Source organism: Desulfomicrobium escambiense DSM 10707 (genome assembly GCF_000428825.1).
GTDB classification, from domain to species: Bacteria; Desulfobacterota; Desulfovibrionia; order Desulfovibrionales; family Desulfomicrobiaceae; genus Desulfomicrobium; species Desulfomicrobium escambiense.
On the sequence record NZ_AUAR01000007.1, the window covers coordinates 96,515 to 114,271 of the forward strand.

Below are 17,757 nucleotides of genomic sequence, written 5' to 3' on the forward strand. Positions count from 1 at the left end.
GGTCACTCCAGGGCGGCGGCCAGCAGGGCGCGGGTGTACTCCTGGCCGGGCCGCTCGAAAATGGCCCCTGTATCCCCCTGCTCCACGATGCGCCCGTCCTTCATGATGACGACGCGGTGGCACAGGGCCCGCACCAGGGAGAGATCGTGGGTGATGAACATGTAGGTCAGGCCGAAACGGGCCCGCAGGTCGCGCAGCAGTTCGACGATCTGGAACTGCACCGTGCGGTCCAGGGCCGAGGTGGGCTCGTCCAGAACCAGGAATTCTGGCCGCAGGATCAGGGCCCGGGCGATGGAGATGCGCTGGCGCTGGCCGCCCGAGAATTCGTGGGGGTAGCGGTGCATGGCGGAGGGGTCCAGGTCCACGGCCTCCAGAATCTCGGCGATGCGCCGCTCCCGTTCGGAGCCGGAGGCCAGTCTGTGCGCGTCGAGGCCCTCGGCCACGATCTGGCCCACGGTCATGCGCGGGCTGAGGCTGCCGTACGGGTCCTGAAAGACGATCTGAAAATTCCGGCGCAGGTCCCGGACCTGTCTCTCGCGCATGGCCGACAGGGTCCGCCCGTCGAAGACGACCTCGCCGCCGCTCGACAGCAGGCGCAGCAGGGCCAGGCCCAGGGTGGTCTTGCCCGAGCCACTCTCCCCGACCACGCCTAGGGACTCGCCCCGGCGGATGGTCAGGTCCGCGTCGGTCACTGCCTTGATGAAGCTCGTGGGGCGCCCGAGAAAGGTCTTCCCCTGCGGGAACCAGACCCGCACGCCCCTGGCCTCCACCAGGTTCCCGGCCGCCTCGCCCAGAGGGTCCGGCCGTCCCGCCGGCGCGCTGGTCAGCAAGGCCCTGGTGTAGGGGTGCGACGGCGCGGAGAAAATCTCATCTCGTGGGCCATGCTCGACGATGCGGCCCTCGCGCATGACGTGCACCTCGTCGGCCATGTGGCGCACCACACCCAGATCGTGGGAGATGAGCAGGATGGCCATGCCCAGCCGCCCTTGCAGGTCCCGCAGCAGTCCCAGGACCTGGGACTGGATGGTCACGTCCAGGGCCGTGGTCGGCTCGTCGGCGATCAGCAGGGCCGGATCGTTGGCCAGGGCCATGGCGATCATGACGCGCTGCCGCTGCCCGCCAGAGAGTTGGTGCGGGAAGGCCCCCAGGCGCGAGGCCGGGTCGGGGATGCCGACCAGGTCCAGCAGTTCCAGGGTGCGGGCCCGGGCGTCGGCGCCGGGCCGGTGCAGTCCGACGGCCTCGCCGATCTGGCGGCCGATGGCGTGCAGGGGGTTCAGGGAAGTCATGGGCTCCTGAAAGATCATGCCGACGCGCCCGCCGCGCACCTCGCGCAGGGACGCCTCGTCCAGCCCGGCCAAGTCGCGCCCCTCGAACCGGATCTCCCCGCCGACGCGCGCCGAGGGCGGCAGCAAGCGCAAGACGGAAAGGGCCGTCACGGACTTGCCCGAACCGCTCTCCCCCACCAGGGCCGTGGTCCGGCCCGGCAGCACGGACAGGGACACGCCCTGCACGGCCGCGACGCTCCGCCCTTCCACCGCGAAATCCACGCGCAGGTCGCGGATGCTCAGGAGCGGCTCCACGCGACCCGCTTCCGGCGTCGCGGGCGGCCGGCTAGGCGTTGTGGCGGGGATCAAAGGCATCACGTACTCCTTCTCCGATGAAAACCAAAAGGCTCAGGATGACGCCCAGGACCGCGAAGGCCGAGAGCCCGAGCCAGGGGGCCTGCAGGTTGTTCTTGCCCTGAGCCAGCAGTTCCCCCAGGGACGGCGAGCCCGGCGGCAGGCCGAAGCCGAGGAAGTCCAGGGAGGTGAGCGTGGTGATGGACCCGCTGACGATAAAGGGCAGGAAAGTCACGGTGGCGATCATGGCGTTGGGCAGTATGTGCCGGAACATGATGGTCCGGTCCGGCAGCCCCAACGCCCTGGCCGCGCGCACGTACTCGAGGTTGCGGCCGCGCAGGAACTCGGCCCTCACCACGTCGACGAGGCTCATCCACGAGAAGAGCATGGTCACGGCCAAAAGCCACCAGAACCCCGGCTCGACCATGGAGGCCAGGATGATGAGGATGAAGAGCCCGGGCATGCCCGACCAGATCTCCATGAAGCGCTGCCCGGCCAGGTCCGTCAGCCCGCCGTAGTAGCCCTGGAAGGCGCCCACGACCACGCCGACGACGGAACTGCCCAGGGTCAGGGTCAGACCGAAGAGCACGGACAGGCGCACGCCGTAGATGATGCGGGCCAGCACGTCGCGGCCCTGGTCGTCAGTGCCGAGCCAGTTCTCGGCCGAGGGCGGGGCCGGGGCGGGCACGGGCAGGCCGTAGTTGATGGTCTTGTAGCTGTAGCGGATGGGCGGCCAGAGCATCCAGCCCTTGGCGTCGATGAGTTCCTGGACGTAGGCGTCGCGGTACACGGCCTCGGTCTCGAAATCGCCGCCGAAAGCGGTCTCGGGGTATTTCTTCAGGACCGGCGCGTACAGGCCCCCATCGTACCAGACCAGCAGCGGCCTGTCGTTGGCGACGAGTTCGGCCCCGAGGCTGGCCAGGAAGACGAACAGGAAGATCCAAAGGGACCAGAAGGCGCGCCTGTTGGCCCGGAAGGCGCGCAGCCGACGTCGGGTGATGGGGTTCATCGGCCCTCCCTGCCTTCGAAGTCGATGCGCGGGTCCACCAGCACGTAGGTCAGGTCCGAGATGATCTTGGTGACCAGACCGATGAGGGTGAAGATGTAGAGAGAGCCGAACATGACGGGGTAGTCGCGGCTGATGGTCGCCTCGAAGCCCAAGAGGCCCAGACCGTCCAGGGAGAAGATGACCTCGATCAAGAGCGAACCGGTGAAGAACATGGAGATGAAGGCCGCCGGGAAGCCGGCGATGACCAGCAGCATGGCGTTGCGGAAGACGTGACCGTAGAGGATGCCGCGCTCCGTCACACCCTTGGCCCGCGCCGTGACCACGTACTGCTTGCCGATCTCGTCCAGGAAGGAGTTCTTGGTCAGCATGGTCAGGGTGGCGAAGCCGCCGATGACCATGGCCGTCACGGGCAGGGCCAGGTGCCAGAAATAGTCCGTGACCTTGTGCCACAGGGAAAACTCGGACCAGCCCGGCGAGGTCAGCCCGCGCAGGGGGAACCAGTCGAGGTAGCTGCCGCCCGCGAACAGAACCACGAGGAGGATGGCGAAGAGAAAGACCGGGATGGCGTTGCCCACGATCATGACGGTGCTGGTCCAGACGTCGAAGCGCGAACCGTGGCGCACGGCCTTCATGATCCCCAGCGGAATGGACAGGGCATAGATGATGAGGGTGCTCCACAGCCCCAGGGACAGGGACACGGGGATCTTCTCGCCGATGAGTTCGAGCACCCCCTTGCTGCGGAAGAAGCTCTCGCCCAGGTCGAAGGTGGCGTAACTGATGAGCATGTGCACGTAGCGTTCCCAGATGGGCTTGTCGAAGCCGTACATGCGCTCGATGCGGGCCACCACGTCGGGATCCAGGCCCTGGGCCCCGCGGTAGGCTGATTTCGAGGACGCCTGGGCCGCCTGGGAACCGCCGGCCGCATCGGCCCCAGGACCGCTGACGCGGGCCGCTGCCGCCACGTCGAGGCCCTGCAGGCGCGCGACCATCTGCTCCACGGGCCCGCCGGGCGCGGCCTGGATGATGAAGAAATTGAGCGTCAGGATGCCCAGCAGTGTCGGGATGATGAGAGCCAGACGGCGCAGGATGTAGGCGAGCATTGTTTCCGGATGTTATCGGTTCACTTTTGTTGTGCGTCAAAAGAAAGGCATGGATCCCCGCCTCCGCGGGGATGACGCCAGCGGGGGCGCAAGTTCAATCCACGCGGCCCATGGATCCCCGCCTCCGCGGGGATGACACCCTGACGATGCGGGCGGCTTCCGTCGGAAGAGAATGCCGAACTGTCACAATAATTACCGAGTCATTCCCGCGCAGGCGGGAATCCATGTCTTTTCTCTCAACTTCCCGCAAATACAGTTTGTTGATGAAGCTGTACCCTACTTCAGCCCCGCGCCCTTCCGCTTCCCCGCCAGGTCCTTCTCCTTCTGCGGGTCTATCCACCACGACTGGAAATCGAGGCCGTAGTCGGCCAGCTTTTCAGGCCGCCCGAACTTGTCCCAATAGGCCACGCGCCAGGACGTGGAATGCCAGTGCGGGATGACGTACCAGCCCCACAGCAGGGCCCGGTCCAGGGCCTTGCAGCGCAGGATGAGGCTCTCGCGGTCCGGGGCGGCGATGACCAGGTCCACCAGCTTGTCGATGGCCGGGTCCTTGATGCCGCAGTAGTTGCGCGACCCGGGCATGTCGGCCGAGGCCGAGTGCCAGAAGGAGCGCTGCTCGTTGCCCGGCGACAGGGACTGAGGGAAGCTGGTCACGATCATGTCGAAGTCGAAGCCGCGCAGGCGCTCCAGATACTGGGAGGTATCGACCATGCGCACGCTCATGGTGATGCCGAGTCGAGCCAGGTTGCGCTGGAACGGCAGGACCACGCGCTCGAAGTCCGGCTGCACGAGGAGCATCTCGAAGACGAAGGGCTTTCCGTCCTTGGTCAGCTTGCCGTCCTGCACGACCCAGCCTGCCTCCTTGAGCAGGTCTGCGGCCGTGCGCAGGTTCTCGCGGATATTGCCGCTGCCGTCGGTGGCGGGCAGGCTGAAGGCCTTGGTGGATACCTCGGCGGGCAGGCCCAGAGGATCAAGGATGGCCTTCTCCACCGGAGTCGGCGCACCCGACGAGGCCATGTCGGAATTGGAGAAGAAACTCGTGGAGCGCGCGTACTGGCCGTAGAAGAGGTTCCTGTTGCTCCACTCGAAATCGAAGGCGTGATTCAGGGCCTTGCGCACCAGGGGGTCGGCGAAGATCTCGCGACGCGTGTTGAAGGCGAAGCACTGCATGCCCTGGGACAGTTTGTGCGGGATGTTCTCGGTGCGGATCAGGCCGCGTTCCACGGCCGGGCCGGTGTAGCCCGTGGCCCACTGCTTGGAGTTGTATTCCTGCCGGAAATCGTACTCCCCGGCCTTGAAGGCCTCCAGGGTGACCGTCAGGTCGCGGTAATAGTCGTAGATGATGGTGTCGAAGTTGTGCCGCCCCCTGTTCACGGGCAGGTCGCGGCCCCAGTAGCCGGGGTCGCGCACGAAGGTCAGGCGCTGGCCGGCCTTGAACTCGCCGATGCGGTACGGCCCGCTGCCCACGGGGACCTCCAGGGATGAGGCGGAAAAATCCTTGGCCTGCCAGAACTTCTCCGGGAGCACCGGCAGCTGGCCGAGGATGAGAGGCAGCTCCTGGCTGGCGCCGGGCTTGAAAAAGAAGGTCACGGTCAAGGGGCCGCCGGTCTCGACCCGCTCCACGTCGGCGTAGTACTGGGCGTAGTGCGGGTTGCCCTTCTCCACCAGGGTCCTGAAGGTGAAGGCCACGTCGGCGGCCGTCACGGGGCTGCCGTCATGGAAGCGGGCCTCCTTGCGCAGATGAAAGGTCAGGGAAGAGCGGTCCGGGGCCAATTCGATGCGCTCGGCCACGAGCCCGTACTCGGTGAAGGGCTCGTCCAGGGACTGCTCGGTCAGGGTGTCGAAAAGCAGGCCCAGGCCGTCGGCCGAGTTGCCCTTGACGATGAAGGGGTTGAAGCTGTCGAAGGTGCCCGTGGCCGCCAGGCGCACGGTTCCGCCCTTGGGTGCGTCGGGGTTTGCGTAGTCGAAGTGGGTGAAGTCCGGGCCGTACTTGGGCTGGCCGTTCATGGCCAAACCGTGCACGGGCCCCTCGGCCGAGGCGGGCAGGACGGAAACGAGAAGGAGAACGAGGGCAAGGAGGCGCTTCATGATGTACCTGCTCGGGTTGCGGATTTGCGCCCTTGTAGCCCCGGCGGTCCTGGGCGTCAAACCTGGCCCTGATCCGCACGGCGCAGGTCGTCGAAAATCGATTTTCTTTTTCACCCGTATTGACGCTTGGCCGCCTTAGGAAATATCCCTCAATGGCTTTCGGGCGCGGCCGGCCCTGTCCGCGGCGCCCCTTCACCCCTCAGCCTTCCAGGACAGCCCATGAAAGCCAAACTTCGCGTCGAAAAGATCGGCGGAACGTCAATGTCCCGCTTTCCGGAGATCGTCGACAACATCATCCTGCGCGACCCATCCGACGTTTACGGCCGCATTTACGTGGTCTCGGCCTACGGCGGCGTAACCAACGAGCTTCTGGAGCACAAGAAAAGCGGCGAGCCGGGCATCTACCAACTCTTCCGCAACCAGGAGAATTACGCCAGGAAGATGCTGGCCCTGCGCGACCATCTTTTCAAGCTGAACGAGACCTTCGTCCACGCGGGCCTCGACCTGGCCGCGGCCAACGAGTTCGTCGACGACCACATCGACCTGGCCATCAACATCCTGCGCAGCATGGACAACGTCCTGGCCTCGGGCTACGTGTCCCGCAAGGCCCTGCTCCTGGCGGCGCGCGAACTGCTGGCCTCCCTGGGCGAGATGCACAGCGCCTTCAACTCGGCCAACATCCTGCAGAACCGAGGCTTCGACGCCACCTTCATCGACCTGAGCGGCTGGGAAGACAGCCGGCAGCTGACCATCGACGAGCGCATCAAGGCCAGCTTCGAAGGCATCGACCCCTTCAGGACCATCTGCTTCGCCACGGGCTACACCAAGGGCACCGAAGGCATCATGCGCGAATTCGACCGCGGCTACTCCGAGGTCACCTTCTCCAAGGTCGCCGTGCTCTTGGGCGCGTCCGAGGCCATCATCCACAAGGAATACCACCTCTGCTCCGGGGACCCGGTGCTCATGGGCGTGGAGAACATCCACCCGGTCTGCAGCACCAACTTCGACGTGGCCGACCAGCTGGCCGACGTGGGCATGGAAGCCATCCACCCCAAGGCGTCGAAGCCCTTGGAAATCAACAACATTCCCATCCGCATCAAGAACGCCTTCGACCCGGGGCACGCCGGCACCCTCATCACCAAGGACTTCATCGCGCCCAAGTCCATGGTCGAGATCGTGACCGGCTCGGACAAAGTCACCTGCATGGAGGTCCACGACACGCGCATGGTCGGCGAGGTCGGTTTCGACCTGCGCATCCTGCAGGTCCTGGCCAAACACGACATCTCCTACATCAGCAAGGCCACCAACGCCAACACCATCGGCATGATCATCGGCGACCGCGACTGCAAGCCGGAAATGATCGCCGAACTGCAGGACAGGTTCGAGCAGATCACCCTGCGCAAGGTGGCCATCGTCTGCGCCATCGGTTCCAACATCGGCCAGCCCGGCATCCTGGCCAAGGCCGCCGGGGCCCTGGCCACAGACGGCATCAACATCCTGGCCGTGTCCCAGACCGCGCGTCAGACCAACATGCAGTTCGTGGTCGAGCGCGACCACTTCGCCAAGGCCCAGATCGCCCTGCACAAGGCCCTGTGCGCGCGCCAGCCCCAGACGTGCGCGGGCTGACTGGCTGTTGAAAAATTCAGAATTCGCAGGCCGCCCCAAAACGGCGGCCTGCGAAACCGATTCTGCCTCGTCTCCCGCATCCCCCGGAAGAAGTCTCCCGGGGGATTTTTCGTTCCGGACGCGCTCCGCTCTCGATGATTCCCGTTCGCGTATTCCGGCCAGATCATGCGCTCCGAACACGGCGAAGGCCGGCACCCCCTGCGCGGGAACACCGGCCCTGCACGCTACAACGCTCCTGACTACGGATGAATCCAGAGCACGGCATCCGTCAGTTCCGTAAACAGATATCTCGTCACGGATCCGTAGAACATGTCCTTGCCCCGGCTGGAGATGCCACCCACCGCGACGACGGCGTACTTGCCCCAATGGGCGTTATCCAGGATGGCCCTGGGAGCGTAATCCGATGGGTAGATCATGTGATGCACGCGATTCGGCCCCAGCCCCTCAAGGCCCATGATCTCCTCGCAGCGCCTGAAGATGGCCAGGCTCTTGTCACGCTCGTCCTCCGTGTCCTTGATGATGTTGCACAGCGTGACCAGATGGGATTCCCCTTGCAGCATGGAGGCCACAAAACGGGCCATGCTCTCGGATGACTGCGAACCGTCGACGCACAGCAGAACGTTTCTGCGGTTCATGTCAGGCTGGCGACAGAGCATCAAGGGGATGTCCGGATGGCTTTCGAAGAGTTTCTGGGAAAGGCTCTTCTGAGTGAAGTCCCGCAGACGGTCCAACCCGCGCCGCCCCATGACCAAGGCATCGTAGGTCTCGCTGCCGAGTTCGTCCTCGATGTCCTCGATACGGCAGATGACGCTCTCGGCGTTCTTGACCCGGATGAGGTCGGGTTTGAAGCCGTTCCATTGCAGCAACCTCATGGCCTCATCGCGCGCCTGGCGCCAATTGGAGTCCGCATCCGCCTTTCCCTTGCCGCTGCACGCGGCGCTGTCCGGAGAGGCCATGCACAGAAGGGTCAGGTCGAAGCGGTCCTTGTTCTCAAAGAAACGACACAGGAACCGCAAGCCATTGAACATGTTCGGATCATCACTCACCGTGAACAACAGTTTCTTCATCATCGGCGTTTCCCTCGCATTGACCACATCAGATTGAAAACAACAGATAACATATCAAAATAATTACTATTGATGCTTGTGACATTTTTCTCAAATACTTCTGTCAACACTGCTACACCGAACGACGAATTTGTCAACAGAAAGTTTGAAGAAAAGAGGAACGCCCAGCGTCCAGACTCGGGAAGGAGACGGACGGCGGGCGTGACGAGGCACACTTGGCGCCGACAAGAACGGGCCGGATGCGGTCAGGGTTGACGGGTTTTGAGAGCCTTGCCGGCGTTCCAGGGCTTGCCGGCGACGGCGCCCAGGGACCAGTACAGGATGCGGGTGAAATCGAAGAGCAGAGGATCCACCTTGCGCAGGTCCACCTTGCCGTCCGTCAGGCAATCCTGACAGACGTAAGTCTGGACCAGTTCGCCGATAAAGAGTTCGTGCTCCCCGACCATGACCGTCTGCCGCACCCGGCATTCCATGGTCAGGGGGCACTCGGCGATCATGGGCGCGAATTCCAGCACCCCCTGAAACACCTCGAAGAGCCCGCTCTTGTCCGTGGACTTGCCGCTGACGATGCCGACGTAGTCAGTGACCTCGAGCATGGACCGCGAAGGCACGTTGATGCTGAACTGGCCGTGCTCGCGGATGCCGACGTTGGTCAGGTGCGAGGGGTGGACGGAAATGCCCAGGTACTGCGGCACGTCGCCCATGGCGTGGTTCATGATGCCGACGTGGGCCACGGTCATCCAGTTGGGACGGCCGTCGACCACGCTGCCGACGATGGTTGTCAGGGACGGGTAAAGGCCGTTGACGGTTCCGATGGCATGATGGGTCATGGCGGCTCCTGTCGGTTGATGGACGGTATGGACGCGATGGACGGTATGGACGTTATGGACGGGCCTCCTGGATGTAGAGGCGCGGGCCCTGGGCGTGGTCTTCCAGGCGCAGATTCATGAGCGCAAGCTCGTCGCGCAGGGCGTCGGCCTGGGCAAAGTCCCTGGCCTTGCGGGCCTCTTCGCGGCGGGCGACCAGGTCGGCGGCGGTGGCGGGCCAGTTCCGGGGCGCCAGGGGCAGGCGCGCGTGGTCCAGGAAACCAAGGACGCGGTCGCAGGCCAGGAGTTGCTCGGCCACGAGCTTGGCCTCCTGGGCGCTCAGCCTGGCGGCGCGGGCGTTGACGGTCTTGGCAAAGACGAAGAGGGCCGGCCAGAAGTGGGCCAGGTCGAGGTTGTCCTCCAGGGCCGTCGTGAAGGCTGTCTTCAGGTCATAGATGGCCTGCTCCATGTCCGGCGAGACGCCCTCGCCCTTCCCGCCCAGGGCGGCGGCCGCGTAGGCGTCCTGCAGCCGGCGCTGGTTCTTGGACCACATGGCAAGGCTCTCGGGCGAAAAGGCCAGGGATTTGAGGTACGAGGCCGAAAGGAACCACAGACGCAGGGCCACGCCGCTTTCAGCCAGGCCGAGGGCATCCGGCAACTGCGGCAGCACAAGATCCGGCTCGCGCGGCGTCACGGGCTGGGCCACCATCCAGGCCAGGGGGCGTACCCCGGCGCCGGCGTTCCAAATGGCGCTGAAATTGTCGAGATGCGGGAAGCGGTGCGCCTCGGCCACGAGCATGACGGAAACGGAGCTGAGGGAGTCCAGGGCCGCGGCGGCGAGTTGCAGGAACCAGCTGGGACGGACCTTGCCCCACTCCGTTTCGAGGACGTCGCCGAGCTTCAAGTCCTGCAGGGTAGCGCGTTTGAGGAGCGTGAAGTCGGCCGGGTTCTCCTTGACGTAGTCGGCCAGGTCCACGGTGTGGCCGACGTTCATGCCGGCCGTGTCCACGCAGGAGGTGCGGCCGTAGGTCTTGTCGCGGGTCACGTCGAAATAGACGGAACGGAGTTTCTCGTAGGCCTGCCCCTTGGCCAGAAGCTTGCGCGCCAGGCCAAGGGCGCGTTCCCGGCTGGCCCCGGACAGGGGGAAAACGACGCTGTCCGAGACGCCCAAGGCGCGGGCCTGCTCAAGCATGACGGCCTGGGCCCTGGCCCCGAACTCCCCGGCAGGCACCTTGGCCTCGCGGGCCGCGGCCAGGGCGCGGTCGTCCATATCGGCCAAACCCACTGCCATGCGCGCGGGCTGTCCCCGCTCCGCCAGGGCCCGGGTCAGGACGTCGAGCCACACGATCCGCCGCCAGACCTCCAGATCCCCCAGTTCGTCGAGGCTGGGCCCCGGCGTGAACAGGGCGTGCCCCCCCGCCGGGCTGACCAGGATCTCCAGGCACTCGGAAGCCACGCTGCGCACCCCGAGCCCGTGCCTGGCAGGCGGCGCGAAGAGCGTGGTCGAAAGATAGCGCTCGCCGGTGTCGGGGCAGATGAAGACGACAAGCCCCTCCTCCCCGGCCGCATCCAGCTCGCCCGCGATGCGCAGGGCCCCGGCCAGGGCCGCGCCCGCGCTCATGCCCGACAGAATCCCCTCCTCACGGGCCAGCCGGCGGGCGCACTCGTAGGCCTCCTCGTCCTCGACGTGGACGATGCGGTCCAGGGCGCGCTTGTCATAGATGCCGGGCGGATAGGACTCCTGCATGTTCTTGAGGCCCTGGATCTTGTGCCCGGCGTAGGGCTCCACCGCCACGACCTTGATGTGCGGAGCCGAGGCCTTCATGCGCTTGGCGATGCCCATGGCCGTGCCGGAAGTGCCGAGGCTGACGACCACGTGCGTGGCCCGTCCCTCAGTCTGGGCGATGATCTCCTGACCCGTGCCGATGAAATGGGCGGCGATACTGGCCGGGTTGTTGAACTGGTCCATGAGCACGTACGTCTGCGGCTCCTCGCGGGCCAGCCGGTAGGCCTCCTCGATGGCACCGTCCGTGCCCAGTCGACCGGGGGTGAGACGCAGTTCCGCACCGAAGGCGCGCATGATGCGCTTCCTTTCCTCGGAGGCCGAGTCGGGCATGAGCAGCGTCAGCTTGTAACCCTTCACGGCGCAGACCATGGCCAGCCCCACGCCGGTGTTGCCGCTGGTGGCCTCGATGACGGTCTTGTCCGGTGTCAGCTCCCCCGAAGCCTCGGCCGCCTCGATCATGGCCAGAGCCACGCGGTCCTTGATGGACCCGCCGACGTTCTGGGCTTCGAGCTTGGTGGCCAGCCGGATGCGGGGGTGCTGAAAGACGCGGTTCAGATAGACCACGGGTGTGGCGCCGATGAGGGAGAGGATGTTCGGGTGGATCATTGACGCAACCTTTCTGATGGATTGGACTTGAGGGCGCAAACCTAGGTCAAAACCAGGTTCCGGGCAAGGGGCGGGGTTCCTCCTGGCCCTTATGACGGGGCTCTGGTCAACTAACCTTGGAGAAGGCTGTCTCCAACGCATTGGCCTGTTCAACAAACTTCTTTGCATTGGACTTCTTGAGTTCCGCAAGGTTATGGAGTTTCCAGCGCATGCCGGGAAGATTCTCAAGATGGGGAATGCCAAGTAACGACCACTGGGGTTTGCCTCTGACCAGCGACAGAAGAAATTGCCGTTCGTTGTCGTCCAGCCTCTGTTGCAGTTCTCGCACGAGGCGCACGCGGGTCGCGAGCAATGCTTCGAGCGACACAGGCGCAGCGGTCATGCCCAGAAAGTTGTTCGTGTAGTCATGTCGGATGTCCCGCAGTGCAGGGAACAACACTTCGTGAATCGGACGGTTACTGCTAGACAAATAGACAACAAAGGCGCGCCGGATATCCTGCGTGATCCCCTCGTGCTCAAAAAGCTGCATCACGTCGAATAGATCGCGGGGGTGCTGGCGGTCCAGGGCGGCCACCAGTTTTCCGCCGTAGACATCCTCCAGCGATGCCACCGGGATGTCCAAATCGGCCAGCAGCACATCGCGAGCCACGGGCGTAAGCGTAGCGCTGCGTACTGGCTGCACCGTGCCACGCAACACAAAATTGGCTTCGACCTTGACCTCGATTCGGTCGCGGCGCACCAGAAGCTTGGTCACTCCCCCCGCCTTTACAGGTGCGTGTATCTGGAACCCTCGCCGTTCAAGTCGTGCCGCTGCCTGCCGCATGGCGTCATCGATCCGTTCCAGGGCCTGCTCGCGCGGCTGCGTGTGATCAGGAAAGACCACATCAAGGTCCACAGACAGACGCGGCATGTCACGCACAAAAAGATTGATCGCCGTGCCGCCCTTCAACGCGAAGGTGTCATCCGCGAACACCAAAGGAGCGACCTGCATCAACATCCGTGCAGTATCGAGGTAGGTTTGGTTCATGGCTTCAGCACCAGCAGGCCCTCGGCTGATTTGTACACCCACGGCCGTTTGCTGCCGGTGGGCAAAGCGTCCGGATCGAGCTTTGCGACCCAGGGGAGCGATCCCTCGCGGCCGAGTTGAAGGCACAGACGTACCGTCTTGACGCTCCTGCAATGCCGGATCAGATCGTGAAGGACTTCGAAGCGCATGCTGTACGAGCTCTCAACAAGTTCACGAGCTTCCTGCAATGGCTGACGCACTCCGACATCGCTCAGCATTTCCAGCAGAGCGCGTTCCGGCTCCGAGACCCGCGGCGCCCCGCTACGCCTCTCAAAGGGTCCGACATGCCGCATGGCGTCTGGACCTTCATCGAACAGGCGTTTGCGGTGATACTCGGCTGGAAAACGCTCGGTGAACCATTCAGGAAGGTGCCCGGCCACCCATCCGTAAAGGTGCAACAGAGGCTGCTGTCGCACGTACTGGCGCAGACCGTACCAGTCGAGGGCCGACTTGCCGCCGACATGCAGGCCCTTGAACCTGCGCTCAAGCAGCAGCAGGCAGGGGTGTAAGGCCAGCGTGTCGTTCGGACGGCAGAACACCCCTCGCGTCAGGCGGGTGAGCCAGCCGGCGCGAACGTAGTGCACGGCCAAGTCGGCAGAAATGCCAAGCGCCGCCAAATCCTCGGAAGTCAGTGGCGCACCTGGCTGTAGCCAGGTGTAGAGCCTGTTTAGTTTACTTGCTTCAATCGTAGCCATGCTCCGATCCATGCATTTTTTTTAAATGGGTGTCAATTTGAGAAGTTTTGAATAATCGTAGCTCAACTACGATAAAAAGAATTTATCCAATGAACACGCTCCATTGCCTTGCTGATCAAGTATGCGCACTTGATCGGCAACCATCCAATCTTATCCACCAAATAGTGGATAATACACTCCGGATATTGACAACTGATAGACGACCAGTCTATTTCAAACACCATGGCACACACCACCCGCGAACATATCCTCGACGTCGGAGGCCGCCTAGTTCACCACAAGGGGTACACTGCCACCGGCCTGCAGGAGATCTTGTCCGAGGCGGGAGTGCCCAAGGGATCGTTTTACTTCTATTTCAAGAGCAAGGAAGACTTCGGGCTCGCCCTTATCGACCATTACCGCACCGTGCTCGCGAATCAGGTCGGTCCCATTCTCAGGGATGAGAGTCTGGCGCCGCTGGAGCGTCTGGACCGGTTTTTCCTTTGGTTTCGGGACAATTTTGAGCGCGAAGGGTTCATCAAGGGCTGCCCTCTGGGCAACTTGACCCAGGAGATGGGCGACGTGAACCCCGCGTTCCGCGAAAAACTGCACGCAAGCCTGGAAAACCTGATCAAGGCCGTTACCCTTGTCCTGAAACAGGCGTCGGAGCGCGGTGAGTTGGCGAACGGACTGGAGCCCGAGGCCACGGCCCGCTTCATCATTTCGGCCTGGCAGGGAGCGCTCCTGCGCATGAAGGCTGCGGCCGGCCCTGAGCCCTTGGACAATTTTCAGACGATGGTGTTTCAAGTCCTGCTGGCTTGAATCGGATGCCGCCCGGCATCATTTTTTCAACCCTTAACTAGACGACCGGTCTATTAGTGAGGTCATCATGTTCATTCTGGATTATCAAAAACCTGGGCAGGCCACGGACGGCGTGGCGAGTATTTACTCCCATTTCCTGGGTCGCTCGGAAGTCCCTGCCCCTTTGCAGCTCTTGAGCGTGAGTCCTGAAATGCTTGGCCTGCAGTTCGAGCAGATCAGATACTTCATGGGCCATGAACGATTGAACTTTCCCATGCTGGCGGCGATCCGCTTTCTGGCCGCAAGCCAGGTCTGCTTCGATCACTGCCTGATCCTGAACCGGACCTGGCTGACCAAAAGCGGCCTCAGCGCGCAGGATATGGACAACCTGTCCAATGGCGAGCCCGTTGAAGCCTTTTCCGACGCCGAAAACGCCTTGCTGCACGTGGTGCGCAAAGTTCTGGCCAAGGAAGACGTGCACGAAAGGGATGTTGCGGCTCTGCGTGGACTGGGCTGGGAGGACAGCGACATCCTCGACGCGTGCGCCCAGGGCACCGCGATCATCGGCATGTCGTACCTGATCAAGGCGTTCGAGAAATAGGACAAAGCCCGGTCAAGCCGGGCTCCACTACCTGCGGCTCCAGACCGAGGCGCAAACCGATTTGCGGCCGGCGTACAAGGCGCTGCTCTCCATGCACTTTCCTTGACTTGCGGCCTTGTCGTGGTAGCCTTCCCCTGCCCCCCCCCGTTCGAGGCGGAGAGGCTCACGGCAATAGATAGCCCGGGACGGGCCGGCAGCAGGCACGTTCAGGGAACGATCCATCCGCAGCAGCAGCAGGAGGCAGCCATGCCGATCCAAACCGATTTCCGCCAGGTGGTCCTGACCCTCTCCGACGCGCTGGACCTAGTCGGCGTCGATGACGTCGGACACGGCAAACGGGTCGGGATCATGGCCGCCGAGTGCGCGGCGTGCATGGGTCTGGACGAGGACGAACGGACGTTTCTCTTCGACCTCGGTCTGCTCCACGACATCGGCGTGTCGTCGACGCGCGTGCACTGGCACCTGGTCACGGAATTCGACTGGCCCGAGGCCTGGCGGCATTGCCGGACCGGTCACGACCTGCTGGCCGATTTCGCCCCCCTTGCGGCCATGGCCGAACCCATTCTCCACCACCACACACCCTGGAGCCGGCTCCACGAAGAGGACGTCCCTTCGGAGCTGGCCCTGCGCGCCAACCTGATCCTGTTGACGGACCGCGTGGACGCCATGGCGGCGACGTTTCACGCCGAAAAGACCGTCCTGCCCCATGCCGAACGGATTCGGGACCAGATCAGGTCCCACAGCGGGACCTATTTCGCACCCGAACTCGTCGGGCACTTCCTCGACGCCTCGCGCACCGAGGCCTTCTGGCTGCGCCTGGAGCCCCGCGCCGCGGACAGCTACCTCAAGGCCGAGCTCTCCAAATCCCGCCACCAACCCCTGGGCCTCGAGGATCTACGCAAACTCTCGGTCATCTTCTCGCGCATCGTCGACGCCAAAAGCCCCTTCACGGCCGAACATTCGCAGGGGGTGAGCCGGGTGGCCCTGCTCCTCGGGCGACTGTCGGGCCTGGATGACGAAACGTGCTCCCTGCTCGAGATCGCCGGGCTGCTGCACGACCTGGGCAAGCTGCGCGTGGCCGACGAGATCCTGGACAAGCCGGACAGGCTCGAACCTTTGGAGCGCTTCGTGATCAACACGCACAGCTTCGAAACCTACCAGATCCTGCACCGCATCCCGGGCTTCGACGACATCTCCGCCTGGGCCTCCTACCACCACGAGGAGCCCGACGGCAGCGGGTACCCCTTCCATCTTCGCGGCGACGAGCTGCCGCTCCCGGCGCGCATCATGCGCGTGGCGGACATCTTTCAGGCCATGGTCCAGAACCGGCCGTACCGAAGGGGATTGAAGCGGGACCAGGTGCGGACCTTTATGCGCGAACTGGCCGAGGACAACCGCATCGACGGCGACATCGCGTCCATCCTGGACGCCAATCTCGACGAAGCCATGACCGCCGCCCTCGGCGAGGCGTAAAAACGCACCGACCTCAGATCTGAAGCCAAACCCGATCACAGCCAAGCCTGAAAGGGGTGCAGGGGGCCGCGCCCCCTGCCCGCCGGAGGCATCTCCCTACTCCACCACCCCCAGCCGCTCCCACTGTTCCCTCTCCTCAACGCGTGCGGCGGCGACGCGCGCCTCGTCCCACGGTTCGATGACCAGGGCCTCGGCCACGAGCTGCCAGAGGTATTTCACCTCGTAGTCGCAGTCGGGGTAGAACTTGGGGATGCGGCGCATGATCTGGTCGCGGCAGTTGGAGCAGCCCACGACCACGACGTCGGCGCCGGAATCCTTGATCTGGCGGTACTTGTAGCGCGCGTGCCAGGCGGACTGCTGCTCGTAGGGCATGGGCCACATGCCGCCGCCGGCGCCGCAGCAGAAGTTCTTGTCGCGGGTCGGGGTCAGTTCGACGAAATCCTCGACGCAGGCGGCCATGATCTCGCGCGGCTCGTCAAAGTAGCCGTGGCCGTAATGGGCGGCCAGTTCGCGGCCGTGCTTGCAGGAGTCGTGGTAGGTGAAGCGCTTGCCGCGGTGCACGGACCTGTCGAGGCGGATGCGGCCCGTGCGGATGAGGTCCAGGAGATAGTCATAGAGATAGACGAAGCCCACGGCGTTGTCTGGGTTCTCGGCCGCGAGGGCGCTCATGCCCTTGCGGCAGCCGTAGGACCCGCCGCCGCAGTCGGGCATGATCATGGTCCCGATGGCGTTGGCGCGCATGTAGGCGACTTTGCGCCTGGCCAGTTCGCGGTTGGCTTCGTAGTTGCCGGTGAAGAGCGCCCAGTCCACGGCCTCCCAGCCTTCGGACGGGACGGTCCAGTTCTCGCGGGCGGCGTAGAAGATCTTCCACCACCAGAACTGGTCCTCGAAGTCGCCGTACACTTCCTTGGAGTTGGGAAAAAAGAGGATGTCCGCGCCCTTGCTGTCCACGGGCACGTAGAAGCCGGGGCACTCTTCGGCCAGTTCGCGGCCGAGGTCGCGCATGCCTTCGAGGTATTCCTCCCGGCTGATGGCCAGGTTGTTGCCCGTGGCCAGATTGTTGGCCATGCCCTTGTGCAGGGATCCGGGTACGGCCTCGCGGGGTCGCAGGCTCTTCATGTGCGCCATGACCGAGGGGATATCGATGCCGGCCGGGCAGACACCGGCGCAGCGGCCGCAGCCCGTGCACAGCCAGGGGAAGTCCGAGGCCACGACCTCGCCGACCAGGCCGTTGGCCAGCAGGCGCATGACCTTGCGTGTGTCCCATCCATCCATGCCGGGCGTTCCTGTGATCGGGCAGCCATTGGCGCAGGAGCCGCAGACCAGACAGGAGGCGAAATCGAAGCGGTCCAGAAAGGTCCGCAGTTCATGACTCATGCAGTTTGGCGAGGTGCTCACGGAAACCCTTGCTCAATGGCGATAAAATATCCGTTAG

Annotated in this window: 15 protein-coding genes; 5 read left to right on the plus strand and 10 right to left on the minus strand. The window is 64.1% G+C overall.

Annotation, left to right across the window (positions count from 1 at the left end):
- Positions 1-2 precede the first annotated feature (2 nt).
- From G394_RS0108140 to G394_RS0108155, 4 genes are all read right to left on the minus strand, one after another.
- Positions 3-1,640 carry an ABC transporter ATP-binding protein gene (locus tag G394_RS0108140; protein ID WP_084435457.1) on the minus strand — a complete coding sequence of 546 codons (1,638 nt, stop codon included), beginning with the start codon at positions 1,638-1,640 and terminating at the stop codon, positions 3-5.
- Positions 1,612-2,628 (minus strand): ABC transporter permease, encoded by a 1,017-nt coding sequence (locus G394_RS0108145; RefSeq protein WP_028577237.1) that lies wholly within the window; start codon positions 2,626-2,628, stop codon positions 1,612-1,614. Before G394_RS0108145 ends, G394_RS0108140 begins: the two co-directional genes overlap by 29 nt.
- Positions 2,625-3,728 carry a microcin C ABC transporter permease YejB gene (locus G394_RS0108150; RefSeq protein ID WP_028577238.1) on the minus strand — a complete coding sequence of 368 codons (1,104 nt, stop codon included), beginning with the start codon at positions 3,726-3,728 and terminating at the stop codon, positions 2,625-2,627. Before G394_RS0108150 ends, G394_RS0108145 begins: the two co-directional genes overlap by 4 nt.
- Before the next feature lie 276 nt (positions 3,729-4,004).
- The gene (locus G394_RS0108155) at positions 4,005-5,816 is read right to left on the minus strand and encodes an extracellular solute-binding protein (protein ID WP_028577239.1); all 1,812 of its coding nucleotides are present in this window, start codon (positions 5,814-5,816) and stop codon (positions 4,005-4,007) included.
- On the opposite strand from G394_RS0108155, the gene G394_RS21170 reads away from it, so the two are divergent.
- Together G394_RS21170 and G394_RS0108160 are read left to right on the plus strand one after the other, a co-directional pair.
- Entirely contained in the window at positions 5,815-5,955 is a 141-nt protein-coding gene (locus G394_RS21170; protein ID WP_156902533.1) for a hypothetical protein, read from the plus strand. The genes G394_RS0108155 and G394_RS21170 overlap by 2 nt on opposite strands.
- A gap of 80 nt (positions 5,956-6,035) precedes the next feature.
- Positions 6,036-7,442, plus strand: coding sequence for an aspartate kinase (locus G394_RS0108160; RefSeq protein ID WP_028577240.1), 1,407 nt, complete (start codon positions 6,036-6,038; stop codon positions 7,440-7,442).
- 239 nt (positions 7,443-7,681) lie between these two features.
- Here the strand turns inward: G394_RS0108160 and G394_RS0108165 are convergent, their stop codons facing one another.
- The 5 genes from G394_RS0108165 to G394_RS0108185 form a co-directional block, all read right to left on the minus strand.
- Positions 7,682-8,512, minus strand: a complete 831-nt coding sequence (locus G394_RS0108165) for a universal stress protein (protein WP_028577241.1) — start codon at positions 8,510-8,512, stop codon at positions 7,682-7,684.
- A gap of 242 nt (positions 8,513-8,754) precedes the next feature.
- Positions 8,755-9,339 carry a flavin reductase family protein gene (locus tag G394_RS0108170; RefSeq protein ID WP_028577242.1) on the minus strand — a complete coding sequence of 195 codons (585 nt, stop codon included), beginning with the start codon at positions 9,337-9,339 and terminating at the stop codon, positions 8,755-8,757.
- Positions 9,340-9,391: 52 nt separating this feature from the next.
- Positions 9,392-11,707 (minus strand): cysteine synthase, encoded by a 2,316-nt coding sequence (locus tag G394_RS0108175; protein WP_028577243.1) that lies wholly within the window; start codon positions 11,705-11,707, stop codon positions 9,392-9,394.
- 106 nt (positions 11,708-11,813) lie between these two features.
- A complete protein-coding gene (locus tag G394_RS0108180) occupies positions 11,814-12,734 on the minus strand; it encodes a nucleotidyl transferase AbiEii/AbiGii toxin family protein (protein WP_028577244.1) in 921 nt (306 codons plus the stop codon).
- Positions 12,731-13,468 (minus strand): type IV toxin-antitoxin system AbiEi family antitoxin domain-containing protein, encoded by a 738-nt coding sequence (locus tag G394_RS0108185; RefSeq protein WP_028577245.1) that lies wholly within the window; start codon positions 13,466-13,468, stop codon positions 12,731-12,733. The genes G394_RS0108180 and G394_RS0108185 overlap by 4 nt, the downstream gene beginning before the upstream one ends.
- Before the next feature lie 222 nt (positions 13,469-13,690).
- Between G394_RS0108185 and G394_RS0108190 the strand changes: the two genes are divergently transcribed.
- From G394_RS0108190 to G394_RS0108200, 3 genes are all read left to right on the plus strand, one after another.
- Positions 13,691-14,269, plus strand: a complete 579-nt coding sequence (locus G394_RS0108190) for a TetR/AcrR family transcriptional regulator (RefSeq protein WP_028577246.1) — start codon at positions 13,691-13,693, stop codon at positions 14,267-14,269.
- A 67-nt stretch (positions 14,270-14,336) separates the two neighbouring features.
- Positions 14,337-14,849: a carboxymuconolactone decarboxylase family protein gene (locus G394_RS0108195; RefSeq protein ID WP_028577247.1), complete on the plus strand. Its 513-nt coding sequence runs from the start codon at positions 14,337-14,339 to the stop codon at positions 14,847-14,849.
- Between the two features lie 246 nt (positions 14,850-15,095).
- Positions 15,096-16,322 carry an HD-GYP domain-containing protein gene (locus G394_RS0108200; RefSeq protein WP_028577248.1) on the plus strand — a complete coding sequence of 409 codons (1,227 nt, stop codon included), beginning with the start codon at positions 15,096-15,098 and terminating at the stop codon, positions 16,320-16,322.
- 96 nt (positions 16,323-16,418) lie between these two features.
- Here the strand turns inward: G394_RS0108200 and G394_RS0108205 are convergent, their stop codons facing one another.
- A complete protein-coding gene (locus tag G394_RS0108205) occupies positions 16,419-17,720 on the minus strand; it encodes a (Fe-S)-binding protein (RefSeq protein WP_028577249.1) in 1,302 nt (433 codons plus the stop codon).
- Positions 17,721-17,757: the final 37 nt, after the last annotated feature.

Excerpts from the sequence above, each read along its gene's own strand:
- G394_RS0108140 (WP_084435457.1), bottom strand. The coding sequence starts at position 1,640 with ATGCCTTTGATCCCCGCCACAACGCCTAGCCGGCCGCCCGCGACGCCG.
- G394_RS0108145 (WP_028577237.1), bottom strand. The coding sequence starts at position 2,628 with ATGAACCCCATCACCCGACGTCGGCTGCGCGCCTTCCGGGCCAACAGG.
- G394_RS0108150 (WP_028577238.1), bottom strand. The coding sequence starts at position 3,728 with ATGCTCGCCTACATCCTGCGCCGTCTGGCTCTCATCATCCCGACACTG.
- G394_RS21170 (WP_156902533.1), top strand. The coding sequence starts at position 5,815 with ATGATGTACCTGCTCGGGTTGCGGATTTGCGCCCTTGTAGCCCCGGCG.
- G394_RS0108155 (WP_028577239.1), bottom strand. The coding sequence starts at position 5,816 with ATGAAGCGCCTCCTTGCCCTCGTTCTCCTTCTCGTTTCCGTCCTGCCC.
- G394_RS0108160 (WP_028577240.1), top strand. The coding sequence starts at position 6,036 with ATGAAAGCCAAACTTCGCGTCGAAAAGATCGGCGGAACGTCAATGTCC.
- G394_RS0108165 (WP_028577241.1), bottom strand. The coding sequence starts at position 8,512 with ATGATGAAGAAACTGTTGTTCACGGTGAGTGATGATCCGAACATGTTC.
- G394_RS0108170 (WP_028577242.1), bottom strand. The coding sequence starts at position 9,339 with ATGACCCATCATGCCATCGGAACCGTCAACGGCCTTTACCCGTCCCTG.
- G394_RS0108175 (WP_028577243.1), bottom strand. The coding sequence starts at position 11,707 with ATGATCCACCCGAACATCCTCTCCCTCATCGGCGCCACACCCGTGGTC.
- G394_RS0108180 (WP_028577244.1), bottom strand. The coding sequence starts at position 12,734 with ATGAACCAAACCTACCTCGATACTGCACGGATGTTGATGCAGGTCGCT.
- G394_RS0108185 (WP_028577245.1), bottom strand. The coding sequence starts at position 13,468 with ATGGCTACGATTGAAGCAAGTAAACTAAACAGGCTCTACACCTGGCTA.
- G394_RS0108190 (WP_028577246.1), top strand. The coding sequence starts at position 13,691 with ATGGCACACACCACCCGCGAACATATCCTCGACGTCGGAGGCCGCCTA.
- G394_RS0108195 (WP_028577247.1), top strand. The coding sequence starts at position 14,337 with ATGTTCATTCTGGATTATCAAAAACCTGGGCAGGCCACGGACGGCGTG.
- G394_RS0108200 (WP_028577248.1), top strand. The coding sequence starts at position 15,096 with ATGCCGATCCAAACCGATTTCCGCCAGGTGGTCCTGACCCTCTCCGAC.